15 protein-coding genes are annotated in these 22,530 nt (G+C 59.8%); 2 read left to right on the forward strand and 13 right to left on the reverse strand.

Going from position 1 to position 22,530, the window contains the following annotated elements:
- Window positions 1-94: 94 nt before the first annotated feature.
- The 6 genes from queF to ACP26L_RS31275 all read right to left on the reverse strand — a co-directional run bounded on the left by queF (window position 95) and on the right by ACP26L_RS31275 (window position 5,780).
- The gene (gene queF, locus ACP26L_RS31250; RefSeq protein WP_014372252.1) at window positions 95-589 is read right to left on the reverse strand and encodes a preQ(1) synthase; all 495 of its coding nucleotides are present in this window, start codon (window positions 587-589) and stop codon (window positions 95-97) included.
- Between the two features lie 183 nt (window positions 590-772).
- Window positions 773-1,402, reverse strand: a complete 630-nt coding sequence (locus ACP26L_RS31255; protein WP_426449430.1) for a stalk domain-containing protein — start codon at window positions 1,400-1,402, stop codon at window positions 773-775.
- Window positions 1,403-1,530: 128 nt separating this feature from the next.
- Window positions 1,531-2,898 carry an LLM class flavin-dependent oxidoreductase gene (locus tag ACP26L_RS31260; protein ID WP_426449432.1) on the reverse strand — a complete coding sequence of 456 codons (1,368 nt, stop codon included), beginning with the start codon at window positions 2,896-2,898 and terminating at the stop codon, window positions 1,531-1,533.
- 83 nt (window positions 2,899-2,981) lie between these two features.
- On the reverse strand, window positions 2,982-3,809 hold the full coding sequence (locus ACP26L_RS31265; RefSeq protein ID WP_426449433.1) for an ABC transporter permease: 828 nt from the start codon (window positions 3,807-3,809) through the stop codon (window positions 2,982-2,984).
- On the reverse strand, window positions 3,802-4,641 hold the full coding sequence (locus ACP26L_RS31270; protein WP_426449435.1) for an ABC transporter ATP-binding protein: 840 nt from the start codon (window positions 4,639-4,641) through the stop codon (window positions 3,802-3,804). Before ACP26L_RS31270 ends, ACP26L_RS31265 begins: the two co-directional genes overlap by 8 nt.
- A gap of 65 nt (window positions 4,642-4,706) precedes the next feature.
- A complete protein-coding gene (locus tag ACP26L_RS31275; protein ID WP_426449437.1) occupies window positions 4,707-5,780 on the reverse strand; it encodes an ABC transporter substrate-binding protein in 1,074 nt (357 codons plus the stop codon).
- 290 nt (window positions 5,781-6,070) lie between these two features.
- Between ACP26L_RS31275 and nfsA the strand changes: the two genes are divergently transcribed.
- Window positions 6,071-6,805 (forward strand): oxygen-insensitive NADPH nitroreductase, encoded by a 735-nt coding sequence (gene nfsA / locus ACP26L_RS31280; protein WP_426449439.1) that lies wholly within the window; start codon window positions 6,071-6,073, stop codon window positions 6,803-6,805.
- A 209-nt stretch (window positions 6,806-7,014) separates the two neighbouring features.
- On the opposite strand, the gene ACP26L_RS31285 is transcribed toward nfsA, so the two are convergent.
- Window positions 7,015-7,734, reverse strand: coding sequence for a DNA alkylation repair protein (locus tag ACP26L_RS31285; RefSeq protein ID WP_426449441.1), 720 nt, complete (start codon window positions 7,732-7,734; stop codon window positions 7,015-7,017).
- Window positions 7,735-7,952: 218 nt separating this feature from the next.
- Between ACP26L_RS31285 and ACP26L_RS31290 the strand changes: the two genes are divergently transcribed.
- A complete protein-coding gene (locus ACP26L_RS31290) occupies window positions 7,953-8,834 on the forward strand; it encodes a M15 family metallopeptidase (RefSeq protein ID WP_426449443.1) in 882 nt (293 codons plus the stop codon).
- Between the two features lie 226 nt (window positions 8,835-9,060).
- Here ACP26L_RS31290 and ACP26L_RS31295 read toward each other — a convergent pair whose 3' ends face one another.
- The 6 genes from ACP26L_RS31295 to ACP26L_RS31320 all read right to left on the reverse strand — a co-directional run bounded on the left by ACP26L_RS31295 (window position 9,061) and on the right by ACP26L_RS31320 (window position 22,305).
- Window positions 9,061-12,498 carry a DUF7594 domain-containing protein gene (locus tag ACP26L_RS31295; RefSeq protein WP_426449445.1) on the reverse strand — a complete coding sequence of 1,146 codons (3,438 nt, stop codon included), beginning with the start codon at window positions 12,496-12,498 and terminating at the stop codon, window positions 9,061-9,063.
- Window positions 12,499-12,860: 362 nt separating this feature from the next.
- Entirely contained in the window at window positions 12,861-16,286 is a 3,426-nt protein-coding gene (locus ACP26L_RS31300) for a DUF7594 domain-containing protein (protein WP_426449447.1), read from the reverse strand.
- A 272-nt stretch (window positions 16,287-16,558) separates the two neighbouring features.
- A complete protein-coding gene (locus ACP26L_RS31305) occupies window positions 16,559-17,683 on the reverse strand; it encodes a helix-turn-helix domain-containing protein (protein WP_426449449.1) in 1,125 nt (374 codons plus the stop codon).
- Window positions 17,684-17,963: 280 nt separating this feature from the next.
- Window positions 17,964-19,655 carry a methyl-accepting chemotaxis protein gene (locus tag ACP26L_RS31310; protein ID WP_426449451.1) on the reverse strand — a complete coding sequence of 564 codons (1,692 nt, stop codon included), beginning with the start codon at window positions 19,653-19,655 and terminating at the stop codon, window positions 17,964-17,966.
- 99 nt (window positions 19,656-19,754) lie between these two features.
- Window positions 19,755-20,765 carry a galactose/methyl galactoside ABC transporter permease MglC gene (gene mglC / locus ACP26L_RS31315; protein WP_426449452.1) on the reverse strand — a complete coding sequence of 337 codons (1,011 nt, stop codon included), beginning with the start codon at window positions 20,763-20,765 and terminating at the stop codon, window positions 19,755-19,757.
- A 28-nt stretch (window positions 20,766-20,793) separates the two neighbouring features.
- A complete protein-coding gene (locus tag ACP26L_RS31320) occupies window positions 20,794-22,305 on the reverse strand; it encodes a sugar ABC transporter ATP-binding protein (RefSeq protein WP_426449454.1) in 1,512 nt (503 codons plus the stop codon).
- Window positions 22,306-22,530 lie beyond the last annotated feature (225 nt).

The following is a 22,530-nucleotide window of genomic DNA, read 5'->3' on the forward strand; positions in this document are numbered from 1 at the left end:
AATGATCATCGAGCTCCATACCCTATCCTATTCTCTCCAGCACAAAAAACCGCAGCCTCCTCTAAAGGAACCTGCGGCTCTTGCTCATTGCACCTTACCGGTTGTCCACTTTCTCCGGATAGAGATCGTGGTTCAGCAGGCGGTGTTCGGCCATGGCCTCGTACTTGGTGCCCGGGCGGCCGTAGTTGCAGTAAGGGTCGATGGAGATCCCGCCACGCGGCGTGAACTTGCCCCAGACTTCGATATACTTCGGATCCATGAGCTTGATGAGGTCATTCATGATGATGTTCATGCAGTCCTCATGGAAATCCCCGTGGTTGCGGAACGAGAACAGGTACAGCTTGAGCGATTTGCTCTCGACCATTTTCTGGTCCGGGATATACGAAATATAGATCGTCGCAAAATCCGGCTGCCCCGTGATCGGGCACAGGCTCGTGAATTCCGGACAGTTGAATTTGACAAAATAGTCGCGGTACGGATGCTTGTTATCAAACGATTCCAGCATCTCCGGCGCGTAGTTCATCGGGTACTTCGTGCGTTCGCTGCCGAGCAGCGTCAGGTCAAGCTCGTCTTCTTTTCTTCCGGCCATGAGATAGGCTCCCTTCCTTCTTGCTTCCCTATCATTATACCGGAAAGCCCGGGGAGCCGTAAACGGCCGGCGGAGCGGAAGCTTCACCCAGCCTCTTCTTGCGGCGCATGGCGGGTGAAGAGGCTGCGGACTTCATCGAGCAGTGCAAACAGCAGCAGTCCTCCTATTCGTCCATCCCTCCTGCTACTCTTGCCGGTTCTCCCGCTCCGCAAACCCGTCATCCACGATGACGAAGCGGCCCGCCTCTTCCTTCACGAGCAGGGTTCCCTCCCGCTCCTCCCGCGTGCCGGTGGAATCCGCCAGCACACCGCGGGCCGTGAACTCCCAGGTCCCGTCCGGCCGCTGCCTCCCCTCATCCGCTGTATAGAACTCCCACCACGGGCTGGAGCTGCCGGTCCGCCAGCCGACCGCTTCCATGCTGGCCCGGCGTTCGCTCTGCAGCTCCGCCGACAGCACGGCATACTGCTTGGCCCCGTTGCGTTCCCGGATACCGTCCAAGTACTTTTGAGCCGCCTCCTGAGCCGTCCGGGCGGCCAGCGCTTCTTCCAGCAGCGCGATCCGCTGCCGCTGCAGTTCGTCGTCCGGCCGGCTCACGCTGACGGCCCGGTGCTCCGCATCCCACACCACGCTGGCGTCAAGCGCTTCGGCGAGCGCCCTCAGGTTCACCCGGACGCTTCCGTCCTCAAGCCGGGCCATCGCTTCACCCGGCAGCCGCTCGAGCCCGACACGCACATCCACTGAACTGTCCGCCAGCACAGCCGGCGCCAGGAACATCGTGCATGCCGCGAGCGGGGCCAAGATTTTCTTGCTCATCCTCTCTCATCCTCCGGTTCCGTCTCTAGTTTCACTGGAATGGACGGCACTATCTGCATGAAAGTTGCAGACCTTGGAACGCCAAAAGACCGGAGCCCCCAAGAGGCTCCGGTCCGATCAGGCCTTGCTTATGAAGTTTGGGTCTGAGGCACGGCAGGTGCGGCCGCGAATCGGCTGGCCGGACGGGCCAGGCCGAGGTTCTCCCGCAGGGTCGCCCCCTCGTATTCGGTGCGGAACAGGCCGCGGCGCTGCAGCTCGGGGATAACCAGCTCGACGAAGTCGTCCAGCCCGCCCGGCAGGGTCGGCGGCATGATGTTGAAGCCGTCCGCCGCCCCGTTTACGAACCACTCTTCGAGCTGGTCGGCGATCTCCACCGGGGTCCCGAGGATCTCACGGTGCCCCCTTGCGCCCGCGATCCGCTGGTACAGCCCGCGGATCGTGAGTCCCTCGCGGTCCGCGAGATCCTTCAGCAGCTGGAAGCGGCTCTTGCCCCCGTTGATGTCCCGGATATCCGGAAGCTCGGGCAGAGGGCCGTCCACCGGATACGGCGTCAGATCGTAGGAGATCAGCGCTGAGAGCAGGCCTACGCCGGCGGTCGGATGGATGAGCTCCTTCAGCTGCTCCGCCTTCGCCTCCGCTTCCGCCCGGGTGCGGCCGATGATCGGGAACACGCCCGGCATGATCTTCAGCTCGTCAGGCGTACGACCGTACTGCAGCATCCGGCCCTTGACGTTCGAGTAGAATTTCTGCGCCTCCTCGAGGGTCTGCCACGCGGTGAAGATCACCTCTGCGGTCTCGGCGGCAAGCTCCTTGCCGGCTTCCGAAGAACCGGCTTGAATCACAACCGGATGGCCCTGCGGCGGACGCGCGATGTTAAGCGGCCCTTTGACGGAGAAGGCCGCCCCCTGGTGGTTGACATAGTGCACTTTGTCCTTGTCCGCGAAGAGGCCGGACTCCTTGTCGATGAGCAGCGCGCCGTCCTCCCAGCTGTCCCAGAGGGCGCGGACCACATCCACGAACTCCCGCGCGCGCTCATACCGCTTCTCATGCAGGAGATGCGAATCCCGGCTGAAGTTGTAAGCTTCGTTCTCCCCGCTGGAGGTCACCACATTCCAGGCCGCCCGGCCGCTGCTGAGGTGGTCGAGCGAGGCGAATTTGCGTGCTACATGGAACGGCTCGTTATAGGTCGTCGAGACGGTAGCTGCCAGCCCGATGTGCTCCGTGACCGCCGAGAGGGCGGAGAGCAGCGTAAGGGGCTCCGGCCGGGCATTCACCGTATGCGAGATGCCGGTGCCGAACCGGTCCCATACGGCAAGGCCGTCCGCGAGGAACACCATGTCGAACTTGCCGCGCTCGGCCGTCTGGGCGAGCTTCTTGTAGAATTTGAAATCGAGCACGCCCTGCGCTTCGGCCTCCGGATGCCTCCAGGCTGCCACGTGGTGGCCAGGAATCATGAAAAACGCACCCAGTTTCATCTGCCGCTGACTTTTACTCATAACCGTCAAATCCCCTTTGTCTGTAAATTAAGATGTGAAAAAAGGTAAGCGCTCCGCCGCCCACGTACTCCTGCAGCGTCCCTCTACTCCCTCGCCTGCGTCGTCTTCCAGGCGGTGAACCGCTGCTCCAGCTTCACCAGCACAAAGTTGAACAGGAAGCCGATCGCGGAGATCGTGATGATGCCCGCATACATCTGCGGAATCATGAAGCTGTACTGGGTATAGGTGATGAGATAGCCGAGCCCGGCTTTCGCCCCGATCATCTCGGCGGCCACCAGCACCAAGATCGAGGACGCCCCGGCCAGCCGGACGCCGACGAAGATGGTCGGCACCGCCGCAGGCAGAATCACCTTGCGGAACAGCTGGACATTCGACAGTCCCATGGACTGCGCGGACTTGATCAGAAGCGGATCGACGTGCTTCACGCCGGAGATCGTATTGAGCAGAATCGGCCAGGAGCAGGCGTAGATCACGAGTGCGATCTTCGAGGCCTCCCCGATCCCGAGCAGCAGGATGAACACGGGCAGCAGAGCCAGCGCGGCCGTGTTGCGCATCGTCTCGAGCAGCGGATTGATGATCTCTGCGAAACGCTTATACCATCCAATCGCGATTCCGAGCGGGATGGCATAGAGCAGGGCCAGCGAATAGCCGGTCAGCGAGCGGATCAGGCTGGCCTCCACGTGGCTGTAGAGCTCCCCCGATGCGGCAAGCGCCCACCACGCGCTGACAATCTCCGAGAACGGCGGCAGGAACGTCGTATCGACCAGTCCGAGCTTCGGGAATACCTCCCAGAGTACCAGGACGGCGATGATCGCAATCCACTTCTGCAGGAACCGGCTGGCGGATGATAACTTGAATGCTACCGGCTTGGTACTTCTCCCAAGCGCGACGGATTCACCGATACTAGCCATGGAGAGCCACCCCTTTCGCTTTCTGTCCGATTCTGGCTTTGTTCTTCTCGTACTCCTGTGCTCTCAGCACTTCTTCGCGCAGCAGACTCCAGACCTCATGCCGCGTACGGATGAACTCCGGGTCGCTCCGCAGGTCTTCCTCGCTCGATCGGGAGGCGAGCGGAATGTCCACCACCTGCTTGATCCGGCCGGGACGGGAAGTCATCACGGCCACGCGCTGGCCGAGATACACCGCTTCATCTATCCCGTGGGTGATGAATACAATGGTCTTCCCCGTCTGCTCCCAGATGCGCAGCAGCTCGCTCTGGAGCGTCTCGCGGGTCTGGGCGTCCAGGGCCGCAAAGGGCTCATCCATCAGCAGCACCTCGGGATCGTAGGCGAGGCTTCGGGCAATGGCGACCCGCTGCTTCATGCCTCCCGAGAGCTCATGGGGGTACCGGTCCTCGAAGCCCGTAAGGCCGACCAGCGACAAGTACGTGCGGGCAATCTCCTCCCGCTCCTTCTTCGGCACGCCCTTGGCTTCGAGGCCGAATTCGATATTGCCTTTGGCGGTTTTCCACGGGAAAAGCGCATACTGCTGAAACACGATGCCCCGGTCGAGGGCCGGTCCCGTAATCGGGCGGCCGTCCAGCAGGATCTCACCGGAGGTGGGTTTCGTAAGACCTCCGAGCAGATCGAGCAGCGTGGATTTGCCGCAGCCGCTCGGACCGACGAGGACCATGAACTCTCCGGTCCGCACCTCGAGATCGATATCCTGCAGTGCGGTAAACGACTCCGTCCGGTTCACCTGAAATACCTTATTGACCTGGCTGATCCTGATCTTTACGCTCATTGTCCTGCACCTCCGTTAAGATTGGCCTGCAGCAGCACCGGCATGGTCCCCGGGCCGGCAGAGCGTCATTTGGCCGTTTTGGCTTCCTCGAAGAACGGATTGAATTTGTTCGTGTACAGGTCCGCCGCCTTGACTTGGCCTTCCTTAAGCTGGCCGTCCTTTACGAGCCAGTCGATCCACACCTGGAATTCCTTCTCGGCGATGAGCCCGCCTTTGCCCGCAACCCCCCAGCTCTTCCAATACTTAATATTGGAGGTATCCTCGCTGCGCCCCCGGTCCTTGGCGATCTTCTCCATCCGGGCGATGACCTCTTCCCGCGGTGTCGTTCTCGACCACTCGATCGCTTTGGCTACGCCTTCGACGAATTTCTTCGTCGTGTTCGGGTTGGTCTTGATGAACTTGTTCGTCATGATAATGCTTCCTGCGGTGAACTCACCGAAGAGCTCGAGGTCCGTGAACACCGGGCGGATGCCTCCCCGCTCCTTCGCCTTATCCTGGTAAATGCCCCCGAGGGTGCTGACTTCCACCTGCTTCTGGCGCAGCACCTGCTCCCCGTTCGCAGGCGGAATCGCGAGCAGGGTGACCTGTTTGATCTCCTCATTCGTCAGCCCGGCCCGGTGCAGATATTCCTTCACCATGAATTCGTGATGGGCGCCGAGCGTATTCATCGCGATCTGCTTGCCGATAAGATCGCGCGGCTCCTTGATCGGGCTGTCTTCGAGCACGTAGTAGCCGTTGTAGGTTTTGGCGTCTTCGCCGTAATAGCCGAACAGCGCGGTGATCGGCGCCTTGGCGGCAATGAGCTTAACAACCGCCCCGTTGAAGGCGCCGCCGAAGTCCGTATCGCCCGTGGTCGCGGCCTGGATGCTCTGCGGCCCGCTCGTCGTGTTGCCGATCCACTTCAGCTTGACCGGCGCGAGATATCCCAGATCCTCAGCAAGCTCCGGCAGGGTGACGGTCCCGGGAGATCCCTGGTAGCGGAGCTCCAGCACTTCCGGTTCGCCGCCTGCAGCAGCCGCTCCCGCACTTGCCGCCGTGTCCCCGGCTTGTTTGCCGCACCCCGCCAGCGCCAGACTCGCGGCCAGCGTCAGTGCAATGGCCGCATGGGTGCGAATACGGTACAATCCTCTACGCTTCATCTTCTCTACTCCCCTTCTATTTCGTACAAGACGCGGGTACAGTTCAGCGATATTGGGCACAAAAAAAGGAGACGCAGTCCCACCCCGTTCAGGTGTGAATGGTCTCCGGTTTACCGGTAGATGGATTTGCTCTTATATTCCTTTAATTCCTACTTGTTAACTATGGATAGGATCATATCAGGGATATTTCCGGGTGTCAAGGATAAAGTTGGGTTTGTATCCCCTTCATTTGACGCTCTCAAGAAGCGTTCGATACAATAGGGGCATTCCATTACAGGAGGTACCGGCCCGTGAATGCCGTCATCGAACTGCTCCAGAATCACCGATCCATCCGCAAATTCAAGCCCGATCCCTTGACCCCGCAGCAGACCGAGGCGATTGTCTCCTCGGCGCAGATGGCCTCCACCTCTTCCAACGTGCAGGCCTACACCATCATTGCCGTCACCGATCCCGCCAAGAAGGCGGAGCTTGCCCGTCTGGCCGGCGGCCAGGCCTATGTCGAGCAGTGCGGCCTCTTCCTCGTCTTCTGCGCGGACCAATACCGGCTGAAGCTCGCCACCGAGCAGAACGGGGAAACGTTCCACCAGAATACCGAGAGCTTCATCGTCGCAACCGTGGACGCGGCGCTGGCGGCCCAGAATGCGGCCGTTGCCGCTGAATCGCTCGGCTTCGGGGTCTGCTATATCGGCGGCATCCGCAATCAGCCGGAGGAGGTCTGCTCCCTGCTCGGCCTGCCCGAGCTCGTGTATCCGGTCTTCGGCCTATGCGTCGGCGTGCCCGACCAGGAGCCCGGCATCCGCCCGCGCATGCCCCGCGAGGCGGTTCTGCATCCGGATGCGTACAGCGAGGAGGCTGTCCGCGAAGGAATCCGGGCGTACGATGACATCACCTACGCCTATTACAAAGAACGGACCGGCGGCCGCACCCTGACCACCTGGTCCAGAGGAATAGCGGACAAGCACAAGCAGCCGGTCCGCGCCCATATCCGCCCCTTCCTGGAAGCACGCGGCTTCCGCCTGAGCTGACTCAGCCGCCGGTGAGGGGGATTCATCGCAAGAGCCCCATGAAGCAGCCTGCTGCCATCATGGGGCTCTTCTCCGATTCACCGTTCCCCGAAGCAGGCTGGGCTGCGTGGCACGCACGGTTTGGACCTGCCCCATGGGCGCCGGACTTGCCGCTTGATCCCCGGGAACTGAGAAGGGGAACCTGCCGCCCCCTCTGGGCGAAACTCGCGTTATTCCTGAGCGGACCTGCCGGCAGCCCTGCTGCGGTCGACGGCCTTAAGCGCTTCCCGCACACTCAGCGGAGACAAGGAGGCCGAAGCGACGAACGCCCGCACGGCCGCCTCGTCCGTCTTCGAATATTCCCGGAGCGCCCAGCCGATCGCCTTTCGGATGAAGAACTCCGTGGAACCGCTGACCTGCCGGATGTACCCGAACAGCCGCGCGGTGTCCGTCCGCTCTTTGTAGCCGAGCTGGTACAGGAGGGCCGTACGCTGCAGCCAGAGGTGCCCGGAGGCGATCCAAACGTCCACGGTTGCGGGAATCTCTTCCGGGCATGCAGCGAGTATACCGCCGACCTGGTGGCTTGCCAAGAGATCGACCGTGTCCCACCAGGACTTGGTGACGATCAGCTCTTGCAGCAGCGGAAGCTCAGCGGGACCCGTCTCCCGGCGCCGCTTCTCGAGCAGCGCCATCGCCGCGTACTGCATCTCCCGCTCCGGCTGGCTCCACAGCAAGCTTACCGTCTCCCGGAGCTCTTCACCCCGGGGAGCCCCCTGCGTCCGTACCCACTCCCGCATCAGAGCTTTAAGCTGGGGCGACCGGATTCCCACAAACGGGAATTGGCCGCGCATATAGGCTTCCATGGGAAGCGCCTGTTCTCCATCCGCGTGAGCCCTAAGATAATCCTGAAGGGCTCCCGCATACTCCTTCGCATGCTTGTACGTTTCCACAGCCGCCCGCCTCCTGAATCCATAACTTCCCCTAATGTACCGAATGCATTGCAGCCGAACAAGCCCCATGGAATGGAAAAAATCCGCTTCCGGGGGTACAATGAAGTGTATGCCTCCGGAGGTCATTGCAACCTTATCCTCTTCCGTATCGTCACATGTTATAGAGTACGCTGCCGAAGTGCGCTTCACGCAGCATAAATGAAAGGATCCTGGAACTTATGTCTATCCTGCACCATGGAATGCGCAGCCGCTCTACAGCCGCCCTGCTGCTCCTCTGCACCATGCTCGCCGCCTCCGGCTGTGCGAACCTTGCCGCTCCGTCCCCTTCTTCCGGCACCGGCTCGCCGTCCGGGACCGCTTCCTCCGGCACAACCGGGCAGACTTCCCCGTCCGCTCCAACCCCGGCGGGGAAGCCGTCCGGTACGAATCCGGCCAAACCGGATACGGGCAGCACGGGGCAGCTCGACGCCTCCCCGACCGGAGAGAAGCCGCCGGCCGTCCAGGTGGCTGCGGATCCCGCTTCCATTGCGGTGCTCGTCAACAAAACGAACAAACTGCCGGAGGATTACCGCCCGGCGGATCTCGTCGACCCGAAGATTCCCTTCATCTTCGAGGGGAAGCTGGAGAAGCGCAAAATCCGTAAGGAAGCCGCCGAGCCCCTGGAGAAGCTGTTCGCAGCGGCGGAGAAAGCGGGTCTTCCCCTGTCCGGCGTGTCGGCTTACCGCTCGCATGAGACACAGAAGACGCTGTATCATAATTATGTGCTGAAGGACGGCGAGGAGGCGGCAGGCAAATACAGCGCGAAGCCGGGTCACAGCGAGCATGAAACGGGCCTGGCCATCGACGTCACAAGCCGCAGCGGCAAGTGCGCCGCAAGCGACTGCTTCGCGTCCACGAAGGAGGCGGCCTGGCTCGCCTCCCACTCGCACGAATTCGGCTTTATCATCCGCTACCCGAAGGGCAAGGAGTCCGTCACGGGCTACCAATATGAGCCTTGGCACCTGCGTTACGTCGGACTGGAAGCCGCATCGGCCATCACCAAGGGCGGCATGACGCTCGAGGAGTATGTGAAGGGCACCGCACCGGTATCCAAGCCTTAAAAGCGGCGCGCGGCCTGAAGAGCCCCGCCCGCACCGCACTCCACTCGAACAACCAAAAAGCAAAGAAGAAAGAAGCCTCACCCTCCGGAAGCGGAAGGTGAGGCTTCTTGTATGATCGTACGCGCTGAAGCGCACGCAGTGGCCGGGCCGGCCGGAGCTCCTGCCCTGAGTCTCCGCGCCTGCCCATCGGACGGTGCGCACAACCCGGCCCGGCCTGCGCCCGAATTTATCTCGGCAGGCTGAAGTCGAAGAAGAACGGCGCACGCGCACCCAGGAGCACATCGTAGATCTCGTTATTCGTCTGGGTGATGCCGGCAAGCATCTGCTTGTACGGCCGGTCGGCGACGTTAAGGAGACCGGAGTTATAGCGCTCCCCGTAAAGCCCGGACCAGTAACGGCCGGTAGCGGCCTGATCGACGTAATTGAACCAGTGCGCCCCGACGACAAAGCCGAGCGAAGCCGCTCCCTCCACATAATTGCGGTAGCGCAGCTGGCGGTCGTTCTCGGTCAGCGCAGAGCCAGTCACAATGGCTTTGAGCCCCTGCTCCGCCGTTCCGAAGCTGAACTCGCTGAGGAGAATCGGACGGCCGCCGGATTTCGCGTACACATCGTTCATCATCGTCTTGTCCAGCGAGTAGCTATAATGGTTGATGGAGATGACATCGACATACTTGCCGGACGCGGCGGCGAGGAAGCCGCGAACCTTCACATTCTGCGAAGGCGTGGTCAGCCACCGGTCACCGAGCAGCAGGTGGTTGCCGTCATACTTGCGGAACAGCTTGTTCACCGTGCCGTAGAACGTATCGAGATACATTTTGAAGAACGTGTCCATATCCGTCGTCGGCGCTCCAGTTTTCGTGACCAACTCGGCTTCCTTGAGCTCTTCAAACGAGTAGAACTTCGTCCCCCAAGCCGTATTGAAGGCTCCGATCGTCCCGTACTTCTCCTGCAGGAACTGCACGAGCCGGCCTTTGATGGCCGCCGTGCTCGCTTTGAGCTTCGGTACGGCTGTGTTGAACATATGGTAATCGTACTCGTTATCGATGAAGTATCCGATGAGCAGCGGATCGTCCTTCATCGCGGGCAGCATGCTCGCGAACGCCTTGTCCATGAGCGCTTCGGCATTCGGCGCATAAATATCGAACAGCGAGATGCCAGGCAGCTTCGCCCAGGTCATATTCGCAAGCGGCAGCATCGCCGTATAAGGGAAGCTGTTCTCCTGGGCATAGTTCGTCGGGGCCCAGGCGCCCGCCCCGTTGAAGCCCCACTTCTTGATCCGGCTGACCGCCTCGGCGTAGAAGCTGCTGCCCAGCAGGAATTTGCCGGTTTTGCGGTACTTGTTGGCGAGATAGTACGAGAAGTTATCCTGCGAATTGATGAACGCCGGCTTGTACTCGCTTGTGTAGCTCGGCAGCCATTCGTACTGGTCTTCGCGGCCGGCCACCATCGTGTACGTCTCGTTCGGCGTGATGCCGTTCATCCCGAGGGAGAAATACACGTTGCCCTCCGGGGTGGTCATCACCTCCCGGCCGGCAGCTTCCTGAACCCCGAAGAAGCCGGTGGCCGTGAGTCCGTACTGTGCTGCACTGCCGGCAAGGCCTCCGAAGCGGTCCCGGTTCTGCGGCTCCTGCAGCGATCCGTAGTAGAGTGCGTCCGCCTGGGCGTCCGCCCTCAGCTCCGCGTCGCTGCTGACCTTGGACGGGAAGCTTGCGGATACCATCTGGCCGTACCGGTCCACCTGAATGTTCGTGTTCCCGTTGACGGTGAACGAGCGGACCGGGCTCTTCTCATAGCCGCTCTTGACGGCGTAGGTCTCGACCTCTTTGTATCCCGAGAGGACGATTGGTCCGGTATACGGCTGGAAGGCGGAGGCGGAATCGCTGCGGTAATAGATCTTGGCCGGATTCGCCGCCGAAGACAGCGTGACATTCATGGCACCTGAGGCCAGGGACGTCTGAAGATCGACGGAGGCCGTATGCTGGTTGATCGTGATCTTGGACATCTGCGGTGTCCAGGCTTTGGCCGTACCGGTCATCTCCACCTTCAGGTAGCGGGTGCCGGCAGGCAGGCCCCAGGCCTCGTACGCATACTGCTGCCAGTTCGATATCGCCTTGCCGACGGGATAGATCGTCGTGCTGACTTCCGTATAATTTTTGCCGTCCGCCGAAGCATAGATCCGCTGGGGTTCGTTCGCTACGCCGGTAAAGAAATGCGTGTAGACGGTGAATGAACGGATATCCTGATCGAGCTTGTACAATACATGCCCCGGGGCCGTCGTGCTCCGTGTCATGCGTTTGGTATCCCCGCCGAAGTAGGCCGAATCGGCCCCTTCGATACGCATATTGGCGCGGCTGGCCAGCTTGGTGAAGTCCGCCAGCTCATCCACGAGACCTGACGGCGGCAGGGCGGGTGTAATCTTCAGGAACGGCGCTGTACTGCCGGTCTCGCGGCTGGCCAGGGTGGTCATCCGGTCCGAGGCGTTGACGACCGCCAGGCTCAGCTCCGACTTCCCCAGCGCCTTCTGCTCTCGGGCATAAGCCGTGATGTCGAATTGGAGCCAGCCGGCCGGGGCCATCTCGAGCGTCTGCTCGGTCAGTGGCTGTACCGCGGTCTTGTTCAGCGGCTTGTTCGTATACTTGAGGGTACTCTCGGTCCAGGCGCCCGCCACTGGATACACCTGCAGTCTGGCCGGTGTCCGCACCGTATCGTTCGTCGAGGCGTAGACGTTCAGCGTGACGGACTGCGCGTCTTCTCCGATGTTCGTCAGATCGAACTTCAGGTAAGTGTGGCGGTCCCGGCTCGACTTGGCCTGCAGAGCAGCGGTTGTGCCGTAATTGGAACCGGATGCGCCGCTGTCGACGAAGGCGTCTTCCTTCGCCTCAATTACCGGCTTCTCCGCATTCCGGCCGGCGTAGCGGTACGTCGATACACTGCCCGTCACGGTTGAGCCGTCCGGTGCGGTCATCTCCGCCGCCGCCTTGAGTGCCAAGTAGTCTTCCACGGCAATCGGCGACTCATACTTCCGGCGGGTGCCGGAGGTCAGGGGATCCGTGCCGTCCGTCGTGTAGTAGATCGCCGCGCCCGGAGTCGCCGTACTGAGGGCGGCATAGCTGCCTTCGGCGACGATGCCGGCTGGAAGCGAAGAGCGTACGGCCGCCGGACCGTTAAGAACCACTTTGCCGATCGACGGCGCCTTGGCCAGAACGGCCGAAGAATACTGGATCTTCAGATACCGGGTATCCGCAGGCAGGCCGTCCGTCTCGTACACCAGCTGATTGAGGTTGCCCCCATTGTCATAGACTTGAGGGATGACCTTAGTATATTTAACCCCATCGCTCGAAACGAAGAAGTACGGGTGGTCATACGGTTTATAAGCGGGATTGTAATACGCGTAGACAGTGAAAGACTGCAGAGGGCCGTTCGTACGGTAGACGACGAACTCGCTGAATGCCGAGGATTTCTTGATCCGTGTCGGATCATCGGCGTCCGCAGCCGTCTGCAGGCTCAGGGTGTTCGCGTACTTGTAGGTGCGGCTCCAATCCTTGAGCTCGTCCACGACGATCTCGGAAGAGCTCCCGCTGCCCATAGCGGATGTAGGGAGCAGGGAAGCGAACAAGGACATGGTGAGCAGCGGCGGCAGGAGGGGCTTACAACGCTTGGTCATAATCGATCCATCCATTCTCGTTGGATTTTGTGGGCGTACAGTATAGAGAATGTTCTTTATAACGAACAATTGACTGCACAAAGCTCTGATTTCTTCCGAGAATCCGCAGACTTCCGAGTGGCATGGGAGCGGTGTATGAACGGGATATACAAAAGTCGAATTTAGTCGAATTAAAGAAGATCCATCTCATTATAACTGCGCATTCTCTCTTATACCATCGGCAAAATTCGACTTATATTTCATAGGCTGCTCCAAGAAAAACCAAAAAAAGAGGTGCCTAAGCACCTCTCCCCCCCCTACTCTCCGCTCTTTCCTCTACTAATGTCTCATGCCTAGAGGCCCTCCGCCTCAGTTCTCACCCGTTATTCCTGAAACGGACGCGTCTTCCCCATGACGACATTGTAGATATTCCTGTGTGTCGCCATCATTCCTTCAAGCAGCTCCTTGTACGGGCGGTCCGCCACATTCACGAGCCCTGAGTTGTAACGCTCCCCCCCGTAGCCTTCCCAGTAGCGGCCCGAAGCCGCCTGGTCCACATAATCGAACCAATGGGCTCCGACTACATAGCCGAGGGATGCGGCCCCTTCCACGTAGCTTCGGTACCGGAGCTGGCGCTCATATTGGCTCGACGCCGCCCCCGGCACGATCGGCTTCAACCCCTGCTCGGCCGTGCCGAAGCTGAACTCGCTGAGCAGGATCGCCTTGCCGCCTGACTTGGTGTGCACATCATTCAGCATATCCTTGTCCAGGCGTGCGCTGTAATGGTTGATCGAGATCGCATCAAGATACTTGCCGGAGGCTTCGGCGAGCAGCCCCCTCACCCTCACATTCGCCGCCGTCATGGTAATCCACCGGTCCCCGAGCAGCAGATGATTCCCGTCGTACTGGTGGAAAAGCCGGGAGACCGTTCCGTAGAACGTATCGAGATACAACCGGAAGAAGGCATCCATATCGAGATACGCCTGACCCGGACGCACCGTCAGCTCGGCGTCATAGAGCTCGTCGAACGAGGTATAGGGCGTGTCCCAAGCCTCATTGAAGGCGTCCATCGTACCGTATTGGCTGCGGAACATATCCACGAGCTTGCGCTTCATGGCCGTGTGCCCCTTGAGCTTCGGCACCCCTGTGTAGAACTTGTGGTAATCGTACTCGTTATCGATAAAGTACCCGATGAGCATCGGATCATCCTTCAGCGCAGGGAGTGCCGCGGCAAAGACCTTCTCCATCTGCTCCGCGGCGTCCGGCGCGAATATATCGAAGAGCGAGAGCCCCTCCAGCTTACCGGCACTGATGCTTGCCATCGGAAGCATGGCCGTATAAGGGAACGATTGGCCGCGGACCACCTGCACCGGAGTCCAGGCGCCGGCCCCGTTGAAGCCCCACTTCTTTAGACGCTCCACTGCTTCCGTATAGAAGCTGACCGAGGAGGGAATACTGCCGGTCTTGCGGAATTTGTTCGCCAGATAATACGAGAAATTGTCTTGGGAGCCGAGGAAAGCGGCACGGTATTCACCGGTATACTGAGGGATCCATTCAAAGGTCTGCTCCCTGCCCGTCACCTTCGTATAGGTCTCGTTCGGCGTAACTCCGTTCATCCCGAGGGAAAAATACACATTCCCCTCCGGGGTCGTCATCACTTTGCGGCCCCCTGCCCTGCGGATATCGAAGAACCCGGTTTTGGGGATGCCATAGGTCCAGGAGCTTCCCTTAAGCCCGCCGTACGCATCCCGGTCGGCCGGTGCCTGCAGGGATGCATAGTACGCCTCATCCGCCTTCACATCTGCGGCAAGCTCCTCATCCGACCTGACCTTCCCGGCAAAATCGCTGGTCATCATCTGGCCGAAGCGGTCGACCTGGGCCTGACCCGTGGCATTAATTCTAAAATGGCGGACCGGACTGGCTTCGAGCCCGTTCTTCACGGCATACGCCTCCAGCGTGTGGTAGCCCGAGAGCGTAATCGGACCCGGATACGTCTTGAAGCCGCCCTCCCCGTCGGTGCGGAAGAAAATCCGCGCCGGTGCGGACGGCGTCATCAGCTCGATCTTGAGCGAGCTGTCTACGAAGGACGTATTCACCTGCACCGAGGAGGTATGCTGGTTAAGACTAACCTTAGAGAGCTGCGGCGTCCAGGATTTGCTCTCTCCCAGCATCTCGATCTTGAGATAAAGCGTGCCCTCCGGCAGCGAAGAAGCTTCATAGATATACTGCTGCCAGTTCCCGACCGCAGAACCGGATGGATACACCGTAACCGGCAGTTCTTTATAATTCACCCCATCCGAGGAAGTATAGAGTTTGTTGTGAACGATCGGGATCCCCGTATAAAAATAGCTTGATACCATGAACGAACGCAGGCCGGAATCGAGTTTATAGACGATGAAGCCGGGCTGTGTGCTCAATCGGGTGAACCGGCTGGCATCTCCGCCGAAGTAAGGCGTGTCGTTGGAAGAGATGAGAATATTCGACCGCTTGTACAGCAGGGCAAAGGAATCCAGACCGTCGACCAGACCGGACGGCGAGAGCCCGCCCCCCGAGGTGATCTTCAGGAACGGTGCCGTTCCACCGCTCTCCCTGGAGTCAATCTTCGTCGTTCCCTGGGTGCCGTTGCGCAGGGCTACCGAGATCGAATTCCGTCCGAGCCGCTTCTGCTCTCTCGCATACTCGGTCACATCGAACTGGATCCAGCCCGGCAGACCGTACGCAAGCGGCTTGACCGCAAGCGGCGTCTCCGAGAGCAGCTCCGGCTGGCTCTGATAAGTCACCGAAGCCTCCGACCAGCCGCTCGCAGCCGGATACAGCTGCAGATTGGCCGGCTCGCGCGTACTGTCCGCGGCATACCCGTGCAGCAGCACCTTTGCCGTATCCGACAGGGCGTTGAAATTCTGGAGGCTGAAGGTGAAATAGGCGTCCTTGATCCGGCTTCGGCGCACGTTCACGGCCGGGGCATTTCCGAAGGCTTTGTCCGGCTGGGCCTCATCCACCATCGTATCGGCCGAAGCCGCAGTCCGGATATCCTCCGGCCCCATCGCCGCATAGTTGAATCTCGAGATTCGCCCGCCGATCTTCCGGCCCATCCCGTCCGTGACCTCGGCGTAAGCGGCCAGATCCAGCACTTCCGCCCCCGGGATCTCAATCGGAGCCGAATACAGCTTGCGTGCCGATGAGGTTTTGGGGTCGCTGCCGTCGGTCGTGTAATAGATCGCGGCACCCTCCGTCGGTGTCGCCAGCGTAACGGGAGTACCTAGCGCAACGATGCCGGATGGGACCGAAGCCTGTACGGAAGCCGGGCTGCCCAGCACGACCTTGCCGATCGAAGGCGATTTGAGGATGACCCCGCCTCTATAACGAATCTTGAGATAGCGAGCCCCCTCCGGAAGACCTGAAGCCTCATAGACCAGCAGGCTCAAATGCCCTCCGTCCTCATACTGCTGCGGGATAACCTCCTGGTAGGTCACACCGTCTGAGGAAGTGAAGAATTGGAGATGGTCGTACGGTTTGTACATTTCATTCACATAAGTATACACAGTGAAGGACCCGAATCCGCCCGGAGCCTGGTAGATCAGATATTCATTGTAGGCGGCGCTCCGCTGCACACGGGTAGGATCGTCGGCATTGGTCATATTGGAAGCCAGGCTGAGCGTGGAGGACCGCTTGAATGCCGTATCCCAGTTCTGAAGATCATCAATCACGGCGATCGGCCTCGACTCTGCTGCTGCAGGAGGAGGGAATGCCGGCAGACCGAACAGGATAGCGCTCAGCAGCAGCCCGGTTCTGACGGTATGCTTGTTCATGAAGGCAGCAGCCTGCTTTCATGCCTACGGCTTGTGGAAGTACCTACGTTCATTACAGTATCGATCTCCTTTGATTTTCTTTTTTTGTCTTTGTTTATATGTGGTCTCCAATCCTAAAGATAATTTTACAATTGGGAAGGGCTAAGGACCTTGAATTTTTTGTCGATTATCAGGAATTATATGTCGGAGGTCCGCGAAACGGCACGGCTGAAGTTCTCTCCAGCCCTAGTCAGGGCGAATAGGGGAGAAAAATAAAATCCCCTGCCGGGCGGCTAGGGGATGGATTGGTACTTCATCGACTGAAAAGCAGATTCCTGCCGTTCCTTGTTCTGTCTGCGGAACTCCGTAGGCGTAACGCCGTGCGTCTCACGGAACACACTGGCAAAATAGTTCGGATCATCGTACCCCACACCGGCCGCCACCTCCGAGATCAGCAGATCGGATCCGGCGAGCAGCCGCTCCGCCTGCTCCATGCGCAGGCGGGTCAGGCAGCCGGAGAACGTCTCTCCGGTCTCCCGCTTGAAGAGCTTGCTGAAATAAGCTTGGCTCATATGAAAGCGGTCCGCCATATCGCCGGCGCTGCACGGCTCCATGTAATGCGCCGTCAAATAGGCAAGCGTCTGACGGATAATGCCCCGGTCCGCATGGGAGGGCCGGCTGCTGAGCCCCTTGGCGAAGCGGGCGAGCACCGCCCCGGCCCACTCCGCAGCCTCCTTCGAAGAGTAGAGGGCAAGCACCTGCTCAAGGCCCGCTTCATAGTCGAACTCGGGCGCGCTCTGCCCAAGATGCCGCTTCAGCGAAGCGTGAGCGCCGGCCACCAGCTGCAGCGCTTCCAGTTTCGCCTCCGCGTGGGGCAGGAAAGCCAGCTGCTCCGCCAGGGAAGCGGCCTCCCGCTTCCAGAGGGTGAACCTGCCGCTCTGCAGGTATTCCCGCCACCGGACAAGCCGCTCGGCGGCCGGCCCCGGTTCGTCGGCCCCGGCAGGGCCGGGCTCCTGCGCTGCCTGCCGCCTCTCTTTGACCAGACTATGGACATAGGCCCTGCGGAGGAGCCGGAGAATTCTCTCCTGGCTGCAGGGCTTGACGATCATGTCGAATATCCCATGCTTCCAGGCCGCCTCTGCCTCCGCGAGCTCCTTCTCCTCCGCCATGACGACAAGCAGCGGCTTCATCCGGAGCTCCTGAAGCCCCCGGGCCAGCTCCCCGCCTTCCAATTCCGGTGTTGCAAGATCGCACAGAATGAGATGGGGGCGGGTGTGCCGGATCTGATCCCAGACCTGCTCACCGCTGCCCGCCTCGCCTACAACCGACCAGCCTGTCCTGCTGTCTTCCACTAACGTGCGCAGCCAAGTACGGAAGAATGGCTGCCCATGGGCTATAAGCAATTTCCTTTTCAACATTCGGTCCCCTTTGGTTCTACCGGCGGAGTTTCTCGGGTGCGATTAGGAATAGGAACGGCGGTGCCGCTGCCGGAGGATTATATTTCCATTGTACACGAACAAGGTGCGAACGTCATGATGCTGGGGATACGGAACAGCCATTCCGCTCCCGCCTGGCCTATGTAGGACCACGGGCCCCATAAGCCGGCCCGTTCCTCCTTGCCTAAGACTAAGCACCCTCCCCAGCAAAAAAGACGCCCCCCGCCCGGCCAAAACCTTAAGGTGGGAGACGCCTCAACGGTCACACGCGGAATTTACGGATCAGGTCAGACAAATCTTCGGCCATGCGGCTGAGCATCGTAGAAGAGGAGACAATCTCCTCCATCGAAGCGAACTGCCCTTCCACGTGGTGGGAAACGGAATGCGTGCTCTCCGCCGCCGCCGCTGCGACTTCCTGAACGGAGTGCATCGTCGAGACGGCACTGCGGGATTCCGCAGCGATCGCCTTGGTCTCCTCAGATACCCGCAGCATCTGACGTGCGACATCATCGACGGCTTCGTGAATCCGGCGGAAGGCCGATCCGGCCTCTTCCACGATGCCGATCCCGCGGGCCACTTCCTGGGTTCCCGCCGCTGCGCCCTGGACTACCGCGGCCGTCTCGGAGCGGATGCCTTCGATCAGGCCGGCAATCTCTCCCGCCGCATCCGTCGTCTGCATCGACAGCTTGCGTACTTCATCGGCTACGACGGCGAAGCCTCGTCCGGCCGCCCCGGCCCGTGCCGCCTCGATGGAGGCATTCAGCGCCAGCATGTTCGTCTGCTGGGCGATGCCGGCGATGAGCTCGTTGGCCGCCATGATCTGCGAGGACCGGCCGCCAAGCCGTTCAACGGCCGCCGTGAGCTCCTGCATCTTGGCGAGAATGGACTGCATCTGCTCCATGGCCGAGCGGATTGCTTCATCGCCGGAGGACGCCGTACGGCGCGCTTCGGCCGAAGTGGCATCCGCCGCTTCCGTGATGCCGGTGATGCTGCCGAGTTGATACGACACGCCTTCAATAATACCGACGCCGGCCTGTACACTGCCGACCTGCTGCTCGGTGCCGGCTGAGATGTCCTGCACGATCTCGGTGATCTGCTGAAGCGCCTCGCTTACCTGACCCGAGCTGCCGTTAAGCTCTTCTGCCGCAGCCGCCACTTCTTGGGCGGACTGGCCCACGCGCGAGACCATCTCATGCAGACTCGCCTTCATCCGGTTGAACGCGCCGGCCAGCTCGCCGATCTCATCCCGGCTCGCAATGCGCAGATCGCCTACCGTCAGATCACAGTCCGCGATCCGGCCTGCGGCCTGGACCATCTCCCGCATCGGACGGACGATGCTGCGGGAGAGCAGAAGACCGATCGCTATAGCGAACAAGAGGACGAACAAACTGACGATGAGCAGCGAGGTCTCCGTCGCCGATACCACATCCGCATTCTCCGCCTGGCGCTGAGCCATCAGAGCCTTCTGCTGCTCACTGATATGTGCGGCCGCCTGCTCCAGCGTCTGCGTGGTCGGAACCGCCCATATCAGCGCTTCGCTGCGCGCCAGCCCCGGCTCCTTGCGGTCGATATATTCCGTTACCTTCTGAGTTAAGCGGGCGAACGTCTGATTCGACTCTCCCATTTTCTGCACTTCGCTGAGCGCGTCCTCGCCGGAGGCCAGTCCCTCCAGCTCCTTGATCTTGCCGGACAGCTGCTCGTTCAGCGATTGGAGCGACGCCTCTTTCTCTTTGGTCGGCTCCACCAAATATCCGAACAGCATCGCATTCTGCTGCTGGGTAAACGCCAGCACCTGGCCTACCCCTTCCAGCATTCTCGAGTTGTCTTCAAGCAGGGATGAGTAGGAACGGTCAATCTTGTTCAGGAAGGAATACGATATACCGCTGGCCGCCCCCGTCAGCAGCGCGACTGCAACGAATGCCCCTACAATTTTCTGTCTGACACTAATCTTCACGGGACCCTCTCCTTTAAAAATATGAAAACGCCTACAATTGTTTTATAAGAGAAAGCTGCCGGAGAGCCCGACAGCTTTCAACATTATTCTACTTTATTCTTACTTCTTCGCCAAGTACTTTCGGATGTCAAATGCTACCGCAGCGACGATGATCAGACCTTTGATAATCAGCTGCCAGTAAGGACTGATCCCGATGAAGGTCAGACCGTAGTTGATGACACCGAAGATCAGAACACCGGCGAGTACGCCCGGTACGGTACCGATCCCGCCTGCCGTCGACACGCCGCCGACTACGCACGCTGCGATGGCGTCAAGCTCGTACATGTTCCCGTAGTTGTTCGTTGCGCCGCCCGTTCTTGCCGCTTCGAGCACACCGCCCAGACCATACAGGGCGCCTGCTGCACCATAGATATAGATCAGGTTGCGTGCCACGTTGATACCGGAAACGGTAGCTGCCTGGATGTTGCCGCCAATGGCGTACATGTTCTTGCCGAGACGCGTTTTGTTGAAGACGACCCACACGATCACGGCGATGATGATGGCGATAATGACGATGTAAGGAATCGAGTACGGACCGTTCGGACCGATAAAGCCTGTACCGATATTGGTGAAGTCCTTGCGAAGGCCTGCGATCGGCTGCGATTCGTTCGGCTTCATATCGAAGTAGAGCGAGTTGACGCCGTACACGATAACCATCGTGCCGAGGGTGGCGATGAATGGTGGTACGCTCAGCTTCGCGACAACCCAACCGTTAATCAGACCGACAACCAAACCTGCCAGAATCCCCACTACAATCGGAATGATCAGCGCAATCTCACCGAGCTCCGGGTAGAACAGGCGCGGATAGTCACTCGCCTGCAGCATGGAAGCGGACAGTACGGCGCTTAGGCCCACGATACGTCCGGATGACAAGTCCGTTCCGCCCGTGATGAGGATGAAGGCGGCGCCCAGCGCGATGATGGCGCGGGTCGAGTTCTGCAGCAGGATATCCCGCAGGATGTTGATCGACAGGAACGTCGGATCCTTGATGGCGATCCCGACGACAAGCAGGATCAGTACGATATAGATGGCGTTCTGTGTCAGAAACCCGCCGAGTTTTTTGGTATTCATAGTAGTAGCTCCTCCTCCGGTGAACCTCTCAGTGATTGGCGGCCAGCCGCATGATTTCTTCTTCCGTTGCGCCCTTGCCTTCTACGATGCCGGTCATTCTGCCTTCCGACATGACCATGATCCGGTCGGACATCCCGAGCAGCTCCGGCATTTCGGACGAAATCATGATGATGCTCTTACCTTGGCTCGCCAAGTCGTTGATGATGGAATAAATCTCGAACTTCGCCCCGACGTCGATCCCCCGTGTCGGCTCGTCAAGCAGCAGAATATCCGGCTCGGTGAGCAGCCACCGGGCCAGCAGCACCTTCTGCTGGTTGCCCCCCGACAGGTTCTTGATCTTCTCGCGGACCGACGGCGTCTTGACTCTCAGCTTCTCCACGCTCCGGGCCACTTCTTCCTTGGCCTTGCGCTCATTAAGCAGCTTGAACGGAGTTTCGTAGCGGTCGATGTTCGCGATCATCGCATTCTCGTGAATCGAGAGCACCGGGAAGATCCCCGTAACGCGGCGTTCTTCGGTCAGCAGCGCCATCTTGTGCTTCTTCGCGTCGATCGGCGACTTGATCTTGACCTTCTTGCCGTGGATCGAGACTTCGCCCGACTCCACCGCCCGCAGGCCAAACAGTGCTTCGATGAGCTCCGTCCGCTGGGCGCCGACGAGCCCGCCGAGACCAAGCACTTCGCCTTTGCGCAGCTCGAAGGATACGTCCTTGAACGACTTCGGCAGCGGGGAGGTCAGGCCTTCCACCTTCATCAGAACACCGCCCGGCACGTTGGTTCGGTCCGGGAAGCGCTGGCTGAGATCGCGTCCGACCATCCGCTGGATGATCAGGTCCGTGGTGAGGTCGGCTGCCGGCCAGGTGCCGATCAGCTTGCCGTCACGCATGATCGTGACATCATCGGAGATGCGGAGGATCTCCTCCATTTTGTGCGAGATATAGATCATGCTGACACCGCGGGAGCGCAGCTCGTTGATGATCTTGAAGAGGGCTTCTACTTCATTGCCCGTGAGCGAGGACGTCGGTTCGTCCATCACGATAATCTTGGAATTGAAGGATACCGCCTTGGCGATCTCCAGGGACTGGATCTTCGATACCGAGAGATTCCCTACGAGCTCCTTCGGATCGATATCCATCTCGAGATCCTCGAACAGCTTCTTCGTATCCTCGAGCATTTTTCGGTGGTCCACTATTTTAAACGGCCCGAATCCCTTCAGCGGGAAACGCCCGAGCCAAATGTTTTCCATGACATTGCGGTGCGGTACCGGATGGAGCTCCTGGTGAATCATCGATACGCCGTAGTTCAGCGCATCCTTGGAGTTGTTGATCTCCACCTTCTCGCCGTCGAGAATGATCTCGCCCGCATCGGGTTTGTAGATTCCAAATAGCGATTTCATCAGCGTCGATTTGCCGGCGCCGTTCTCTCCCATCAGCGCGTGCACCGTGCCGGGACGCACTTTGATCGTTACTCCGTCCAGCGCTTTCACGCCGGGAAACTCTTTGACAATGCCGTTCATCTCAAGCAAGTATTTCGTATCAGTCATGGTAACGCCCCCCTGCGTATTGGATACGCCTCCTCCCAGTTCCGTCAGGGGACTGGAATCTCCTGTCAGAGGCACCCGAATTCAGTATGTGTATGTTTGTATATAGTGAGGATGACAGCAGCGGTGATTCGTATAATCCGTGGATCGCACTTCCCGGTGAATCATTTCATGAAAAAGGCAAGGGAGCAGGCACCTGTTTCACCTGGCCCCCTGCCGTTGTTTCCT

Origin of the sequence: Paenibacillus sp. S-38 (assembly GCF_049942825.1) — a bacterium.
Taxonomy (GTDB): Bacteria; Bacillota; Bacilli; order Paenibacillales; family NBRC-103111; genus Paenibacillus_G.